We start from the raw sequence: 15813 nt of genomic DNA, 5'->3' as shown, positions 1-15813 counted from the left end.
CTTTCAAATCGATTTAAAACAAATTCAAATTAAAGTTTTTTATTTGAAATGATCGTATTTCCACTCTTTCTAAACCAGGGTTTTATTTGTGAATAAGATTATCAAATTAAACGACTCTATACTGTAATTTATTTCAAAAATGGATCAAGCGACTCGCCGGGGTGTATATCGTTGGCGGCATGACGGCTTTGGCGATCTATGCTGTTCTCTTTCAACGGTGGCATGGACAACTTGCGCTGCAACTGATCGCCTTTGTCGCCTTCCTCGCGTTGTTCTTCGCGTGGATGCGGGATCGAATTAGTGCCCGCCTCTTGCAGTGGTCGCTGATTCCGCTTTTGTTGTTCGATCTGTTGCCTCTTGATGCCAATTACATTCAGTTGAATAATGTCAAGGCAGAACTCTTTGCGCCTTCACCCTCGTTTGAATTTATCGCCTCACAAAATGGAATCTTTCGGGTGTATTCTCCGAGTGGTGACTTTCAATATGCGTTGGCGGCTGAACGCGGCATTGATACGTTGGATGGATTATTGTCATTGCAGTTGAGTCATTCAGTGCGGGCGATCAATGAGGCGACAGGTTGCCTCAAAGCTCAATACGCAACGGCGGTGCCATCGTGTTTGTATGATCGTGTTCCAACTGCGATCCCCGACGCGGAGAAGTTGGGGCGGTTGAATGTGCGATTCGTCTCGACCAAGGCGCCACTGAACGATCCTAACTTCAAATTAGTTTTTCAAAATGATCATCTCGTCTATGAAAACCTGCGTTGGCAACCACGTGCGCGAATCGCCAACGGCAAGGCTGAGATCGTCAGACGTGAAGCGGGGATGTACGAGATCAAAGCCGGCGCAAATGAGTCAACACAGTTGATCGTCAGCGACTCATGGGCGCCCGGGTGGCGGGCAACGGTTGACGGCATCCCTGTGAAGGTGGAGCGAGTTGAAGAGGCGTTGATCGGTGTCAAAATTGAATCGGGCGATCACACGATTTGTTTAATCTACGATCCGCTTCGTTGGCGAATGGGTTGGAAAATTTCGCTTATCACCTTGATCGCTTGGAGTGTTTGGTGGATGATCGTTATATGGAGAAAACGAAGATGAATGTTCATACGTCGGCATTTATTCACGAGAAGGCAATTGTTGAGTCGGGGGCGCGTGTCGGCGCGCGGACTCGGGTGTGGGCGTTTGCTCATGTGTTAGCAGGCGCGGTGATCGGCGACGAATGCAATATCTGTGATCATGTCTTTATTGGTAAGATAAGGAGTTTGCTATGCGAACACTCTCTATTGTTGTTCCTGTTTATTACAACCAAGACTCGCTTGTCGAACTACATCGAATGTTGTACGCGTTTGCCGAGCAACACACTGATCTGATATGTGAGTTTGTGTTCGTAGATGATGGATCGGGTGATCGATCTTTTGATGTTTTGAAAAGCATTGCCGCTGAAGATGCGAGAGTGAAAGTTATTAAACTCTCGCGCAACTTTGGTTCAAACGCCGCCATCCTTACGGGGATGACTCACGCGACGGGTTCGGCTGTGACGTTCATCGCGGCGGATCTACAAGATAGCATAGAGGCTTTATCGAACATGGTGCGCGCGTGGCAAACCGGGGAGCGTGTGGTGTTTGCCGTGCGCCGCAACCGTGATGATCCATTTATCAGCCGCATGTTTGCCAACGTGTTTAATACCTTGCTGCACTGGCTTGTATTGAAAGAAGTGCCGCCAACAGGCGTGGGATTTTTTTTGGTGGATCGCTACGTGGCAGATATTGTGCTCCAGTGTGAAGAGAAAAACGCTCACTTGATTTATCTGATCGTCTGGTTGGGGTTTAAGCCGCACATTGTTTTATATGATCGCGCGGCGCGCAAGCATGGTCAATCGCGCTGGACGTTTACGAAGAAGCTCAAATACGCTATTGATACCTTTGTTGCCTTCTCGTACATGCCGATCCGCCTGGCGTCGTTCGCGGGGATTGCCTTTTCGGGTTTGGGTATATTGGCAATTGTGTATGTGATCATTGCGCGGCTGTTTCTCAATGTGCAAGTGGAAGGTTGGGCATCGTTGATGATCGTCGTGTTGATCACTTCGGGCGTGCAGATGTTGATCTTGGGCGTGCTGGGCGAATACTTGTGGCGCAATTTGGATCAAACACGGAAACGCCCTATCTTTATCGTTGACAAAATTCTGGATCGCGCGACAAGCAATGAACGCTCATAAGTGGTGCATTCTCAGCGCCAGCGCAATAGCTGTCATTGTGCGTTTTATGACTCACAGCGTTACGCCTTTGTTGCTCACACCCGACTCCATTGCCTATTATCAAATGGCGCTCAATTGGCGCGACCATGCCTCGTGGGATTTGCTGTTGCCTTTTCGGGCGCCGCTGTATCCGATGTTGCTTGGCGAAGCGTTACGCATTTCTGCATCGCCGTGGATGGTGACTCTCTTTCATGCGGTATTGGGTGTGATTACCGTCGCGCTCGCCACCGATCTTGGCTGCCGTCTTTATTCAGCGCGGATCGGTTTGGTGTTAGGTGTCATCATCGCGCTCTACCCGCCGTTGGTTTTTTTTGAAAACTATTTGATGACCGAAACGTTAGCCACGACTCTGTTGGTGGCGTGGGCGTGGGGGTTATGGATGCACACATCCAAACCCAAATGGATCATGTTGATGTGGCTGGCGTTGTTGGGCAGCGCCATTGTGCTCACGCGCCCATCGCTCGCGGGCTTCGTCATCGCGCCGCCGATCATGCTGGCGCTAGGCGTGAAGCGAAAGGCGCTCAAAAGTTTGTTAACTCGCGCCGTGATGTATGTCGCGCTGGTGTTGTTCGTCCTGTCCCCCTGGTTATTGTATGTCTATCGCGCCACAGGTCGCGTGACTATTTCGCCGGTGACGGGAACGCAGTGGTGGATTTATCAACATATGGATGATGTGTTCAACCCGGACTTCCCCGCGTTTGATCTTTATCGTGAACGCTACGCGCAATACAAAACACAAGATGCGAGTCAGATGAGTGGTTGGCGAATCCGCGCCGACATACTTTCGGATCGCACTTACACGATTGCCGAAGCCGATCAAATTTTCATGAACTACGCTATCGAAAGCATCAAAGTGAATCCATTCAACTACGGTGTCGCCGCCATTCGCGGCGTTGGCTATTTCTTTGGAATCAGTGACCGCCGCCACGATGAAGCGGCAAATTTTTTATCGCAAAGTTTATCTACTCGTGATGGACGCACGGCGGTCAATCAATGGGCAGTTGAGGCAGTGGGCGCGTCTCTGCCAGACGATCCGCGCTGGAATCAAAGCTGGCCGCCTCTCAATGGCGCAATGGCGTTTTTGAGTCGGACGGTTCGTGATCGCGGAATCATTTTAACGCCACTATTCTTCTTCGGCGTTTGGTTTCTTCGCGCCGATTCGCAAAAACGCGGTTGGACTTACACGCTACTCATGGCGATCTTGCTTACGGCGATCTCGCACGCGATCTTCCTCGCTAACCTGGATCGGTATCATTGGGTGGTCGAGCCATTGATGTGGATCGGCGCGGGCGCGGTGTTAGCGCGTGCGACACGGAGTGCGAGTTGAAAATTCTTCACATCTGTCGCCAATACTACCCCTCGGTGGGCGGCGTCGAACGATTTGTGGCCGACCTCGCCTTGCGGTTGGCGGCTTGCGGCCACACTGTCGAGATTGGCACGCTGAACCGGCTCTGGCACGAGCGCGGCACCCTTGCCGCCCACGAAATGGTGAACGGCCTCCCCGTTCACCGTTTGCCCTTCGTGGGCGGCCCACTCTTCTTTGCCGCTCCCGGCGTGCTGGGCCTCGCCAGACACTTCGACGTGATTCACATTCACAACACCGATTTCTTTTTGGACTTTCTGGCCGCCGCGCACTTCCTTCATCGTCGCCCACTCGTCGTCTCCACGCACGGCGGCTTCTTTCATACCGCCGATCACGCCGCCCTCAAACGATTGCATTTCAACCTGATCACGGCGCGCTCATTGCGGAAGGCAATTGTCATCCCCAGCAGCGCCAGCGACGAACGCAAGTTTGCGACTCACGCGGGCCGCGCCGTGCGAATTGACAATGCGATTGACTACACAGCATTTGCATCGGTTAAACACCGGCCTGTGCCGGGGCGAGTAATTACTGTGGGCCGTCTGGCCCCTAACAAAAATCTGCCCGTGTTGTTGCAAATGTTCGCCCGCGCTCGTGAGCTTCAGCCCAACCTATCACTCGTCGTGGTCGGCGACGGCTACCTTCGCGCCGAACTTGAACAACAGGCCGCCGAATTGAACATCGCCAGCGCCGCGCGCTGGACGGGCGAGATTGACGACGCCGGCTTGCGCGCCGAACTTGGCGCGGCAGAAACTTTTTTGAGTGCGGCCTCCTACGAAGGATTCGGGTTGGCATTGCTGGAAGCGATGGCCGCCGGACTAATTCCGGTGGTGAACGACATCGAAGCATTCCGCGATGTGGTCATCAACGGGCAGAATGGATTCCTGGCTGACTACCGTGACGCCGTCTCTGCGGCCCGAACTCTGGTTCAGGCGTCCAGCTTGCCTCCAGATCAAAAGCAACAGTTGAGCGCGGCGGCAAAAGCGACGGCGGCTAAATTTGACTGGCCGACGGCGATGGAAAAATTTGAAGCAGTTTATAAGGAAGCGATCAACAAATCATCATGAAGTATGTTTCTTGCAATCTGTGTGGCTCGGAGCAGAGCCGCGAGTTGTATCCGGCCACTCTACCGGAAACGCATCAAATAAAAGCCGGGTCGGCGTTCAATTGCACTTCGCCCGACTACGGCCAGCATTATCGAATTGTGCAATGCGAGCAGTGCGGACTGGTGTTTGCCAACCCGCGCGGCGTTGGCGAAGCTGTCTTGCAGGCTTATGAAGCCGTTGAAGACCCGCTTTACTTGCAGGAACAAGCAGGACGGGTGGCAACATTTCGTAAACATCTGAAACCGTTGCATCGCCTCACCGGCGAGCCGGCTGGGCGGCGCTTGCTGGATGTAGGCGCTTACACAGGCATCTTCGTGGAAGTGGCAACTGAGGCCGGTTGGGCCGCTGAGGGCATCGAACCGTCAACCTGGGCGGCAAGGCATGCCCAACAAAACGGATTGGCGGTGAAACAGGGAACTCTGGCAAATGGCGGGTGGCCCGATGAGTCATTTGACGTGATCACCATGTGGGATGTGATCGAGCACTTTGACGATCCCCTGTGCGAAGTTGCCCATGCCTTTCGCTTGCTCAAGCCGGGCGGGACGATTGTGATCCACACCATTGATATTGGCAGCCTGACGGCGAAGGTGATGGGCGGGCGCTGGCCGTTTCTGATGGAGATGCATGTCGTGTTTTTTTCGCGGGCCACCTTGCGGGCCATGTTGGAGAAAGCAGGCTTTGTGTATTTGCGCGATCATACGCAGGGCCGCTATTTGCGTTTGGGCTATCTGGCCGGGCGGGTGCGAGCGGCGTTTGGGCCGTGGATCGGCGGACTGGCAGAGTGGCTGGCAGCTAAACTGAATCTGAGCAGTTGGCCGATGCTTGTTAATACGTTGGACTTGTTTACTGCTTATGCGAGAAAGCAGATTTGATATGCAATCTTTGATTGCTCGCTATCGCCAACTTCCCCATCTTGAGTTGATCGTTTATCTGGGAATCAGCATCGCCATGTTGGTTATGTTGCCGAACATCCCTGATCATGAAAGAGATTGGGAGAAGAATTACGTTGCCCCGGCATTGACCTGGCTTGGCGGTGTTCACGAGCCGTGGAAGTTGCACCCAACCTTTTTCAACCCGCCGTTTGTGCTACTTCTTGTTACACCGTTGGCGCTTTTGGGGAATCCGGCCAGCTATATTGTGTTTACGGCGCTCATGCTGACCAGCTTATACGCTTCAGCGCGGATGCTCGGCGGTTCACCAATCTGGCTTGTCCTCTCATATCCAGGAATTTGGATGCTGGCGTTTGGGCAACTAGAGCCGCTAGTGGTACTAGGTATTGCGTTTGGCTGGTACGCGATACGTAGCAAGCAATATATCTGGCTGACTCTCGCCTATGTTTTGCTGGCGATCAAGCCGCAAATTGGCCTCGTGCCAGCCCTGCTATATTTTGTGTGGACGCCTGACTGGAAAACACGATTGCGCACAAGTTGGCTGACGGCTCTGGTGATTGGTTGGACATTTATCAACTGGGGGCTGTGGCCGATGGAATTCCTGCCGCGCATCGCCACTCAGGATAACGGCCTTTCGATTACTGTTGGCGTTTCGTTATGGCCGATCATTGGCCCTTTCGCATTGGCGTTGTTTATTCCCGCTTTGTCGGGTCGCATAGATCGGCGCTTGCGGTTGTTGATTTTATTGGCTGCCAACGCGCTCGCTTCCCCTTATTCGCCAGCCTATAGTTTGTTGTCCTTGTTAGCCTTTCCGTTACCGTGGTGGGGTTATGTGGTTGCCTCGCTTCCGGTGATAAGCCCTAATGGCACCGTCTTCACCAGGGCCGCCATGTTATTGCCGTTGGGGGTTTTGTTCTATCGCCATGTTTTGGATGAAGCGGATTGATTACTTGCGTTGATACACCAGCATCCCGTCACTGCCATAAATGTCAGTTGCGATCTTTTTGATGAGAGTGTAGTTGGCAGTAAAACGGGAATCGGCCAACAGGGTTTTGCGGCCATAAACTTCGAGGAAGACGACGTAATCGGGTTTGCGGTCGGCGATGAGGTTGGCGGAGATGGCGTAGTTGATAACAAGCTGATCTTTTGGCAAAGGATAGTAAGGCACGGATTCGGGCGAGACGAGACCGATGGTGTCGAGAATGCGAGCGCCGGAAAAGTAGCCAAGCGCGCCAATGTCGCCGGCGGCGATGACGGTTTGCGCCGTGAGTTGTGGCGCAAGTTCCTTGCCGACTTGCGTGTAAAGTTGCTCGAGTTTGAACCAGGCCATGTCGGGCGCGGGCCGGGCTGGGCCGTGATCGGGCGCAAGCACCCAGGCCCGGAGGGAGAAGAAGATGAAGAGGGCGCAAAGAGCCGGGAACGTGAAACGTAAAACGTAAGACGTAAGACGTTGCGATAAGCTGTTTGCGATATGCGAGAGGCCGCCGAGGAGGCCGAGAAAATAAAAAGGCAGAGGCGGGGTGAGATACCAGCGGAAGATGAGAGGGTTGGCGATGGCGAAGGTTGCGAAGTAGAGCCAGGGGTAAAGAAGGATGGCGGTTGCCCGTGAGTCGCGGCGGAGGAAAGCGAGGGCGCTGATCAAATAAAGTGATAAGTACAAGACGATGCCGGGCAGGGGCCAGAAGTTTCCGTAGGGCAAGTTGAAGAGGGTGGCCTGCTCGTAGAACGGAGTGCTGTAGTGTTGCCAGAGCCGGACGAAGGCTTCTTCGGGCTGGAGTTGGTAGGTGACGCTTTTGGCGGCAATGGAATGCGGGATGGGCGTGCCGAAGTAGAAGGTAGCGAAGAGGAGCCAAACGATAAGTGGAAAGATGAAGAAAGCAACTGTTTTGTGAATTGAGAATTGTGAATTGAGAATTCCGTATTTCGTATTGCGGAGCTTGAGAAGGATGCGAAGGATGTAGTCGAGCCAGAGAGGGCCAAGGAAGATGAGCGCATCAGGGCGAGTAAGGAGGGCCAGGGTGGCGGCGACGGCCCAACCGGGGTTCTGGCGCAGGTAGAGCAGGGCGGTGAGAACGATCAGGAGAATATAGATCGAAGTCTCCATGCCACCGACGGCAAACGTCACGCTGAAGGCGGCGACGGCATATATCAGCCCGGCGGCGATGCCCACCCGCCGTTGGCCGCTCAATGTTTCGCCGAGGGAGACGAGCAGGGCGCAGGTGGCCGCGTCGGCCAGGGCGTTGACCCAGCGAGCGAGGGCAGGAAAGTTTTGGGTGCGGAGAACGAACGACAGCCCGGCCATGAGCAGAGTGTAAAGCGGCGTTGTAGTTCCCATGACTCGCTCGCCGGGGTTGTAGACGAAGCCGAGGCCGTTGACGATGTTGCGGGCGTAGCGAAAGGTGATGTAAGCGTCGTCCACCATGCGCTCGCCGGGCAGGAGGCGGAGGAAGAGGGCGAGGGCGAAAATAAAGAAAGGGATGTAAGGCGTAAAACGTGAGGCACAGCCCGCGAAAAGCGCGCGAACGTCAAACGATAACTTCGAGCTTCCTTTCCCGGCCATGCGAGCGATTATACGAGACAATATCGGTTTGTGGGTGGCGCTAACCCTGGCCGCCGGATTGAAGGCCGTCATCCTGGTTCTGGATGTCACGCCTTTCAACGCCGACGAAGCAGTGGTGGCGTTGATGGCGCGGCACATTTTGCAGGGCGAGCGCCCGGTGTTTTTTTATGGGCAGGCGTATCTGGGCAGTTTGGATGCCTGGCTGATTGCCGGCGCGTTTTTGCTCTTTGGCCAGAGTGTGTTGGCGATTCGGGTTGTGCAGGCGGCGCTTTATCTTGGCACGGTTGCAACGACTTACCTGCTCGGACTCAAAATTTTTGCCGACCGCTGGACGGCGACTGCCGCCGTGCTTCTGCTGGCCGTGCCGACAGTGCTGGAAACGCTGTACACGACCGCCACGCTCGGCGGCTACGGCGAGACGCTATTGATTGGCAACGTGCTGTTGTTATGGACGATCCGGCTGCGGGAAAGGGCGGCCACACAGGGCCGCCCCTACCTTGAATGGCTGTTGTTTGGGGTGTTGGCCGGGTTCGGCTTTTGGGCGTTTGGCCTGCTCGGAGTCTATCTTCTGCCAATTGGCATTGCGCTGATTCTTCACCAAAGAGAACACAGGGATCGCAAAGAAACAACACGATTTTTCTTCGTGCTCTCTGTGGACTCTGTAGCGAATTATTTGTCGGCTCTGATGGGTTTTGCGCTTGGCAGTGCGCCGTGGTGGTGGGCTACGCTGTTTGGGGCGGAGACTATCAGCGAACTGGGCGGCTCGGCGATTGCCAATGCTTCCAGCGGGCCGCTGTTACATCTATTTGCCTTCGTCGTGTTAGGCTTGCCGGTCATCATCGGCCTTCGCCCGCCCTGGGCAGTGCGCTGGCTGGCCCTGCCGCTTGCGCCAATAGTGCTAGTGTTGTTTATGGGCGCTGTCGGGCGGGCGGCCAAATTGAGTTTGCATGATTGGAAGCGAGCGTTGTTGCTCAGCATCTGTATCGTCGTCGTCGTCGCCTTCATTGTCACACCGTTCGGAGCCGATCCGTCGGGCCGATATTTTTTGCCGCTGGCAACGCCAATGGCTCTCTTCATTGCCGACCTGTTGAATCGCGCCCGCCGCGAATACCCACGAGCCGCCGTAGCCTTGTTGGCTTTGATCCTCTCTTTCAACCTTTGGGGCAACGCGGACGCCATGCTCAATTTCCCACCCGGCTTCACCACCCAGTTCGACGAAGTGGCGCAAGTGGATCAGCGCGACCTGCCAGCCGTGATTGATTTCCTGAAAGCGCAGGGCGAGACTCGTTGCTACAGCAATTACTGGGTGACATTTCCGATCGCCTTTCTTTCGAACGAGACCATTCTTTGCTCGGCGGCGCTGCCTTATCATCTCGATTTCAGTTATACAACCCGCGATGATCGCTACCGGCCCTACACTGCGGCGGTAGCCGCCAGCGACCGGGCGGCCTACATCACTACCAATCACCCGCCACTCGATGGGCGGCTTCGATCTGAATTTGACCGTTTAGGAGTGACATACAACGAAACATCTATTGGCGACTTTCACGTTTTTTATGGCCTGTCGCGTAAAGTTGCGCCGCGAGAAATAACGTTGAAGGAAAATTCAGCGGCGCACCTCCCATGACTCAAATGATGACGGCCAGGCTACAACAAGCAATAGAGCAATGGGCTGAGCGAGATAGCGCGTCAATTCTGTTATTGGCGTTGATTACGGGTCTGTTCTTTTGGCCTTCCTTTGTCACTCCAGATTCCATCATCTGGTCTCAACCAGGTTTAGGCTCTGACATCTCCGGGCTTCATTGGCACCAGTTGACGCAGTTCGCGGCGCATTTGCGGGCCGGGCAACTTGCGCTATGGGCGCCACAAATGGCCCTGGGGCGGCCATTAGCCGGCGACACCGACACGGCATTCATCTATCCGCTTAATATAGTTTTCGTCTTTTTGCCTCCGGAACTGGCGTTTAATATCTTCGACGCGACGCACGTTTTTCTGGCCGGAGTTTTCACGTTTCTTTTGTTGCGCGTCGGCGGCAATACGTCACGCCCGGCGGCACTACTAGGAGGTCTCAGTTTTGCCTTTGCCCCTAAAATGATGGCGCATTTGGCTGTGGGGCATATTGGCACAGTGGCTGGGCTGGCCTGGGTTCCAGCAGTATTGCTGGCGTTCAAGCTGGCGCTCGACGGTTCGCTGTTGGCGGCGGCGCTCGCTGGGCTGGCTTTGGCTCTGCAATTGCCGGCGCACGTTTACATTCCTCTCTACACTCTGTTTGTGGTTTCCCTATTCTGGCTTTGGCGTTTCGCTCCGGCTTTTTGGCGAGCAGTCGGCGGCCAACCAGCAGGTTGGCGTGAGGGCGCGCGGCTGGCCGCAATTTATGGGGTGATGATTGCCTCCTTTGCGCTTTTCGCCGCGGCGGTGCTGGCCCCGTTGATTGAATTGATGCCTTACAATAGCCGGGCCAATTACACTCTTGCAGACGCCAACGCCTATGCCCTGCCGCCAGAGTTGCTCTTTACGTTGTTAGCCCCGCCGCGGACACATCTCCACGAATGGACAATTTTTTTAGGCGTGCTGACGCCTTTGTTGGCTATCATTGGCTGGCGCATATCCCCGCGCCGCATCAAATGGCAGTTGATATTGCTAGTAGCCTTTGCTTTGGTCTATAGCCTGGGGGCCAGCACGCCATTGTTTGGCTTAACGTTGGCGATCGTTCCTGGCTTCCGGCTATTGCGTGTGCCAACGCGGCTCTGGTTTTTCGGCGGGTTGGCGGCGTCATTGTTGGCAGGGCTGGGAGTTGAAGCGCTTAACCATGATGGCCTGCGCTGGCAATGGGGGCCACGGCGACAGTGGCTCCTCCGACTGGCCGGGGTTTATTTTGTGGGTGGCATGGCGGCGTTTCTTGCTTATTATGCGCTATTCCAACAGTGGCACTGGCAACTCGTTGTTCAATTGGCAGTGATGATAGCCGCGACCGCGGCGGGTTGGGTTTGGCTCAAAAGGTATATCAGTGGGCGCGTATTTCAGTGGCTGTTGATCCTTGTCTTGTTATTGGATCTGCTGCCTTTGGCGACAGACCATTTGCGGCTGGTCAACCCCCGCGCTGAGTTCTTAACCTCTACGCCCGCCTTCGATTTTGTGACGGCTCAACCCGGCATTTTTAGAGTGTACTCGCCACCCGGCGACATCCCATTTTCACTTGCGGCTGAGCGCAATGTTGATCTGCTGGAAGGGCAAATAGGATTTCAAATAGAACATACTGTCACGGCAATCCGATTGGCTACAGGCTGTAACCGGCCGGGCCATTCCACCTCCATCCCCGTTTGCCTGGACGATATCACCCCGACCTCTGTGCCGGACGCCTACCGATTGGGGCTTTTGAATGTTCGTTACATTGTCGCTCCATACATCCTCTCCGATCTAAACCTGAAAGCAGTGTTTCATCATGAACAGGACTGGGTTTATGAGAACTTGCTTTGGCAACCGCGCGCCCGGTTGAAGGGTGATGGCACTGTAGAGATCGTGAAGCGGGGCGCAGGTGAATATGAGCTGAAGGTGTTGGCGCTCGAACCCAGTCAACTGGTGGTGAGCGAAACCTGGTTGCCAGGTTGGCAGGCAACGGTGGATGGAAAATCGGTAGTAACCCAACGAGTGGAAGAGGCATTGATAGGTGTGGCCGTGGAGAGCGGCCAACACCATATCCGGTTGAGTTACAACCCGCTTGGCTGGCGCATCGGTTGGCCGGTTTCGCTCGCCTCGTTGGCTGGACTGATGGTATGGGTGATTATCGAAGTTGCCAACAGGAGACGGCATGATGACTAGCACGCGGCGCTGGCGGCTGGGTTGGCGCGAGAATTGGTTGAGAGCGGAGCCACCCGATTGGAGATCAGCTTTGGCTGTGCTGGCAGGGGCGCTGTTATTGTGGCCGCTCACCCATCAACTCCCGATGCTGGGGTTTGATTGGCGTGTATATTTTTGGGCGCGCGACTTTCGGCAATACCCGCCCTGGATAGAATGGGCGCTTGCGCCTCTGCTCGCACTGCCCTGGCGAACGGGCCTGGCCGGATTGAATGCGCTATTGTTGATGACAGTGGCCGTGTCGGTAGCGCGTGAAGTTTTCGGCGGGGAGCGGCGGCCTGCCTGGCGCCTGACCAGCAATGCGCTGGGCTGTGTGCTGTTGGCATTATTCACCCCGCCAACTATGATTCTGCTATGGGTCGGCAACATTGAAGCAGTTGCGCTTTGGGGGATGTTAATGATGCCGGTTGGGATTCCCTGGGTGTTGCTCAAACCTCATTTAGGCCTGTGGGCAGTGCTATCGCGTCGCTCCTGGATTATATGGGCGGCGGCCTTCGGATTATTGACACTCGTGGTGTGGCAGTTTTGGCCGACGCGTGTGCTTGGGAGCGTCACCGATCGCATTCAACATCCGTCCGCCTTTGGCTGGGCCAGTTTAGGATGGCCCATGATTGCCATTGGCTTGACCTTGCTTGCACAAACGCCCCCAGACCCTCTGGCGCTGATGGCCGCCGGGAGTTTTCTGTCGCCATTCCTCATGCCTCAACATTTTGTTTTGCTTTTGCCTGCCCTGGGCAGAGTGAAGGGAACCAGGCGCTTAATTTTGTGGGCCGGGACATGGTTGCTCCTCATCCCGCTAATTTTTAATAGCGGGCTAAAATGGCTGGCGCTGGGATTTCCGGCATTGGTATGGTGGATGTTGCGAGCGCCGCCCGTCTCTAAATCAGCCGCCAACGAAAGCCCTGAATGACTCTTACCACTCGCCGCCTCGCCACCCTCATCTTCTTCGTCGGCCTCTTTGCCATGGCCGCCCGCGTGGCGGTGGACTCGGACACCTTTTGGCATTTGCGAGCCGGGGAGTGGATGCTGGAGGAGCACCGTCTCCTCAACTTTGACGTTTTCTCTCACACTCGAGCCGGCTCGCCCTGGATCAATCACTCGTGGCTCTCCGAAATCCCGATGGCCCTTATCTTTCGCGCCTTCGGCTTTGGCGGGCTGAATTTGGCGACGACGCTCGTTGTCTGGCTGGCCTTCTTCTTTGTCTACCACTCCGGCGAGGGCGGCTCATACCTGCGCGCCTTTTGTGTCGTGTTGGCGGCGGCGACCTCAGCCGTCTACTGGTCGGCACGGCCACAGATCATTTCAATGTTGTTGGCCGCTACCTTTGCCTACGTTTTGCATTTGTATCGCTGGCGAGGCATTAATCGGTTATGGCTCTTGCCATTGCTCATGCTGGCCTGGGTGAACTTGCACGGCGGCTTCGCGATAGGATTCATTCTTCTGGCGGTGACGCTTGCAGGCGAGGCAATCAAATTCATACTCGCTCGCGGTGTTGAAGGCTGGAAGCCGGTTGTCTGGCTTGGCGCTTCAGGCTTTGCTTGCGCTGTTGCAGTGCTGTTCAACCCTTACGGCCCGCAAATGTTGCTCTACCCGTTCAAAACGGTTTCCATCGGCGTTTTGCAAAATTACATTCAAGAATGGCAGTCGCCAAACTTTCATGCCCGTGAGGCACAGGTCTTCATCGTCATGTGGCTGGCCACATTTAGTGCGGTTGGGCTTTCGCGCCGCCGTCTTGACCTGACAGACCTTTTGCTCTTTGCCGCCTTCACGACCTTAGCCCTGCTGGCCGGGCGCAACACCGCCGTGTTCGCTGTCGTGATCGCGCCCATTTTGATGCGCCACGCCGACTCGGCCATTGCCGAACTGCAAGACCAGTTCCCCAAGCTGAAGATTGCCGAAACAACGGGTTCGCCGCCGCGCCGTTTGGCGGCTTTGAACTGGACGTTACTGATCGTGGTGGCCGCCGCCGCTTTGTTGAAAACGGCTTTGCCGTTGAACCCGGCCACCACGTTGGAGGCGGTTGCCCGTGTTTCTCCGGTCGGCGCGGCCAACTATCTCAAACAAAATCCAACAGCCGGGCCGATGTTTAATTCTTATAATTTTGGCGGTTACCTGGTCTGGGCGTTGTATCCCGATTTGCCCGTTTACGTGGATGGCCGCACCGACCTCTACGATGACGAATTTTTGCAAGAGTATCTGAGCGTGTATCTGGCCGAGCCGGGTTGGGAGAAGAGGTTAGCTGAACAGGGCATCCGGCTGGTGGTGGTGGATACCAACTCGCCGCTGGCGCGCGAACTGCGGCAGACGCCCGGCTGGGCGGTGCGTTATTCGGATACGCTGGCAGTGGTGATGGTGAAAACAAATTGAAGATCAAACAGCAATACGCAACACGCAATACGCAGTACATCATGCTTGTTATTCTGTTGATAGGCTTCTTTCTTCGCGTTCACGAGCTGGGCGCGCGCAGTTTTTGGGTGGACGAAGCCTACACCTGGGGCGTGGCCGTGAAGACAAGTTGGGCCGATGTTTGGAAAGCGATGCTGGTTGTGAGCGATGTCTCACCTTTGCCTTACGTGATTACCAAACTTGCCGTGCCGCTGTTTGGCTCGCGCGAGTTTGGCCTGAGACTGTCGAGCGCGTTCTTCGGCTGGTTGGCAATTTCGATCACTTACCAGCTTGGCCGGGCGACGTTCAACGCCGCCACTGGCGTGACAGCGGCGGCCTTGATTGCCTTCTCGCCGTTTGCCGTGTGGTATTCGCAGGATGCGCGGCCTTACGGCCTCTATCTGTTTTTGGGCGGGTTGGTGCTTTGGTGTTTCTGGCAGGCTGAGCGCGGCAAAAGCTGGGTGGTGTTCATTGCCGCCAGCGCGGCCTTTTATGTGACTCAGTATGTGTCAGCCTTGTTTGTGTACGCGCAAGCTGTTTATATTCTGACTCAATTGCGCCGCCAGCCTCTTGTCTTTCGCAAATGGGCATTGGCCCAAGCCCTGGCCGTCATTCCAGTGGCAGGTTGGGTGTTGGCCTTTCTTGCCCAGCGCCAGCCGCTCACGGCTAACACCTGGATACCGGAAATCTCACTCACAACGCCTCTCAAAACTTTGTGGAACTTTGTCAGAGGTGATACGGCGGGGTGGACGGCGTTTGCCGTCGTGGGTGTTGCAATCGTCATTATATTGCTAGTGCTAGGCACGCGCACCGGGACTCGTGAGGCGCAGTTGCTGTTGTGGTGGCTGGCCTTGCCCATCACGACCGCCTGGCTGTTTTCGCTTCGCTTGCCTGCCTACATTGATCGTTTTTTTGAGCCGGCTCTCCTCTCGGTAGCATTGCTCTCATCAGCGGCGCTGGCGAATTTCCAGCGAGGCCTGAGGCTGGCAGTTATCTTGCTGGTTACAAGTTATCTTTTGCTTGGTTCGATTCGGCTCTATACTGAGCCTGTCTTTGCCAAGGAAGACTGGCGCGGCGCAACCCAGGTGTTGTATTCTGAAAACCTGACTGTCGGCCTGCCCGACGGCGAATCGCTTTTGGGGATCACTCCCTACGTGACCACGCCGCTTAACTTTGCCTTTGCTCGCAACACCGCCGACTTGAACGCCCGACTGGCCGAAGGGCCGTTCGTGCTCGTCCTGCGTAGCCCGCATGAGTCGGCGCATGCCCTGAGCAAGTCAGCGCCGTTCGATCCGCTGACCGAAGGCCCATCGTTCTTCAAACAGTGGCGGCTGGACAACCCCGGCGCGCCACTGGAAGTGCGGAGCTTCACCGGCCTGGCTTTGGTGATAATTGGCAAGTAGA

13 protein-coding genes are annotated in these 15813 nt (G+C 55.4%); 12 read left to right on the top strand and 1 reads right to left on the bottom strand.

Annotation, left to right across the window (positions count from 1 at the left end; translation table 11 throughout):
* The first annotated feature begins 161 nt into the window (after positions 1-161).
* The 7 genes from HYZ49_21085 (at position 162) to HYZ49_21055 (ending at position 6555) form a co-directional block, all read left to right on the top strand.
* The gene (locus HYZ49_21085; protein ID MBI3244781.1) at positions 162-1097 is read left to right on the top strand and encodes a YfhO family protein; all 936 of its coding nucleotides are present in this window, start codon (positions 162-164) and stop codon (positions 1095-1097) included.
* Positions 1094-1369 carry a hypothetical protein gene (locus tag HYZ49_21080; GenBank protein ID MBI3244780.1) on the top strand — a complete coding sequence of 92 codons (276 nt, stop codon included), beginning with the start codon at positions 1094-1096 and terminating at the stop codon, positions 1367-1369. The genes HYZ49_21085 and HYZ49_21080 overlap by 4 nt, the downstream gene beginning before the upstream one ends.
* Positions 1267-2214, top strand: a complete 948-nt coding sequence (locus HYZ49_21075; GenBank protein ID MBI3244779.1) for a glycosyltransferase family 2 protein — start codon at positions 1267-1269, stop codon at positions 2212-2214. Before HYZ49_21080 ends, HYZ49_21075 begins: the two co-directional genes overlap by 103 nt.
* A gap of 172 nt (positions 2215-2386) precedes the next feature.
* Positions 2387-3580: a glycosyltransferase family 39 protein gene (locus HYZ49_21070; GenBank protein ID MBI3244778.1), complete on the top strand. Its 1194-nt coding sequence runs from the start codon at positions 2387-2389 to the stop codon at positions 3578-3580.
* Positions 3577-4680, top strand: coding sequence for a glycosyltransferase family 4 protein (locus HYZ49_21065; protein ID MBI3244777.1), 1104 nt, complete (start codon positions 3577-3579; stop codon positions 4678-4680). Before HYZ49_21070 ends, HYZ49_21065 begins: the two co-directional genes overlap by 4 nt.
* On the top strand, positions 4677-5591 hold the full coding sequence (locus HYZ49_21060) for a class I SAM-dependent methyltransferase (protein MBI3244776.1): 915 nt from the start codon (positions 4677-4679) through the stop codon (positions 5589-5591). The genes HYZ49_21065 and HYZ49_21060 overlap by 4 nt, the downstream gene beginning before the upstream one ends.
* Before the next feature lies 1 nt (position 5592).
* Entirely contained in the window at positions 5593-6555 is a 963-nt protein-coding gene (locus HYZ49_21055) for a DUF2029 domain-containing protein (protein MBI3244775.1), read from the top strand.
* Here the strand turns inward: HYZ49_21055 and HYZ49_21050 are convergent, their stop codons facing one another.
* Positions 6556-8169: a hypothetical protein gene (locus HYZ49_21050; protein ID MBI3244774.1), complete on the bottom strand. Its 1614-nt coding sequence runs from the start codon at positions 8167-8169 to the stop codon at positions 6556-6558. It lies immediately after the preceding gene.
* On the opposite strand from HYZ49_21050, the gene HYZ49_21045 reads away from it, so the two are divergent.
* The 5 genes from HYZ49_21045 to HYZ49_21025 are packed head-to-tail and all read left to right on the top strand — an operon-like array spanning position 8168 to position 15812.
* Complete coding sequence (locus tag HYZ49_21045; GenBank protein MBI3244773.1) at positions 8168-9796, top strand: glycosyltransferase family 39 protein; 1629 nt, start codon at positions 8168-8170, stop codon at positions 9794-9796. The genes HYZ49_21050 and HYZ49_21045 overlap by 2 nt on opposite strands.
* Positions 9793-11988, top strand: coding sequence for a YfhO family protein (locus HYZ49_21040; protein ID MBI3244772.1), 2196 nt, complete (start codon positions 9793-9795; stop codon positions 11986-11988). Before HYZ49_21045 ends, HYZ49_21040 begins: the two co-directional genes overlap by 4 nt.
* On the top strand, positions 11978-12934 hold the full coding sequence (locus HYZ49_21035) for a hypothetical protein (GenBank protein MBI3244771.1): 957 nt from the start codon (positions 11978-11980) through the stop codon (positions 12932-12934). Before HYZ49_21040 ends, HYZ49_21035 begins: the two co-directional genes overlap by 11 nt.
* Positions 12931-14391, top strand: a complete 1461-nt coding sequence (locus tag HYZ49_21030; GenBank protein ID MBI3244770.1) for a hypothetical protein — start codon at positions 12931-12933, stop codon at positions 14389-14391. Before HYZ49_21035 ends, HYZ49_21030 begins: the two co-directional genes overlap by 4 nt.
* 41 nt (positions 14392-14432) lie before the next feature.
* Positions 14433-15812: a glycosyltransferase family 39 protein gene (locus tag HYZ49_21025; protein ID MBI3244769.1), complete on the top strand. Its 1380-nt coding sequence runs from the start codon at positions 14433-14435 to the stop codon at positions 15810-15812.
* Position 15813: the final 1 nt, after the last annotated feature.

The sequence above is a fragment of the Chloroflexota bacterium genome (genome assembly GCA_016197225.1).
GTDB lineage: Bacteria > Chloroflexota > Anaerolineae > Anaerolineales > VGOW01 > VGOW01.
This window is presented reverse-complemented; position numbering and strand designations above follow the sequence as displayed.

Excerpts from the sequence above, each read along its gene's own strand:
- HYZ49_21025 (MBI3244769.1), top strand. The coding sequence starts at position 14,433 with ATGCTTGTTATTCTGTTGATAGGCTTCTTTCTTCGCGTTCACGAGCTG.
- HYZ49_21080 (MBI3244780.1), top strand. The coding sequence starts at position 1,094 with ATGAATGTTCATACGTCGGCATTTATTCACGAGAAGGCAATTGTTGAG.
- HYZ49_21050 (MBI3244774.1), bottom strand. The coding sequence starts at position 8,169 with ATGGCCGGGAAAGGAAGCTCGAAGTTATCGTTTGACGTTCGCGCGCTT.
- HYZ49_21035 (MBI3244771.1), top strand. The coding sequence starts at position 11,978 with ATGATGACTAGCACGCGGCGCTGGCGGCTGGGTTGGCGCGAGAATTGG.
- HYZ49_21040 (MBI3244772.1), top strand. The coding sequence starts at position 9,793 with ATGACTCAAATGATGACGGCCAGGCTACAACAAGCAATAGAGCAATGG.
- HYZ49_21045 (MBI3244773.1), top strand. The coding sequence starts at position 8,168 with ATGCGAGCGATTATACGAGACAATATCGGTTTGTGGGTGGCGCTAACC.
- HYZ49_21075 (MBI3244779.1), top strand. The coding sequence starts at position 1,267 with ATGCGAACACTCTCTATTGTTGTTCCTGTTTATTACAACCAAGACTCG.
- HYZ49_21060 (MBI3244776.1), top strand. The coding sequence starts at position 4,677 with ATGAAGTATGTTTCTTGCAATCTGTGTGGCTCGGAGCAGAGCCGCGAG.
- HYZ49_21030 (MBI3244770.1), top strand. The coding sequence starts at position 12,931 with ATGACTCTTACCACTCGCCGCCTCGCCACCCTCATCTTCTTCGTCGGC.
- HYZ49_21070 (MBI3244778.1), top strand. The coding sequence starts at position 2,387 with ATGTTGCTTGGCGAAGCGTTACGCATTTCTGCATCGCCGTGGATGGTG.
- HYZ49_21055 (MBI3244775.1), top strand. The coding sequence starts at position 5,593 with ATGCAATCTTTGATTGCTCGCTATCGCCAACTTCCCCATCTTGAGTTG.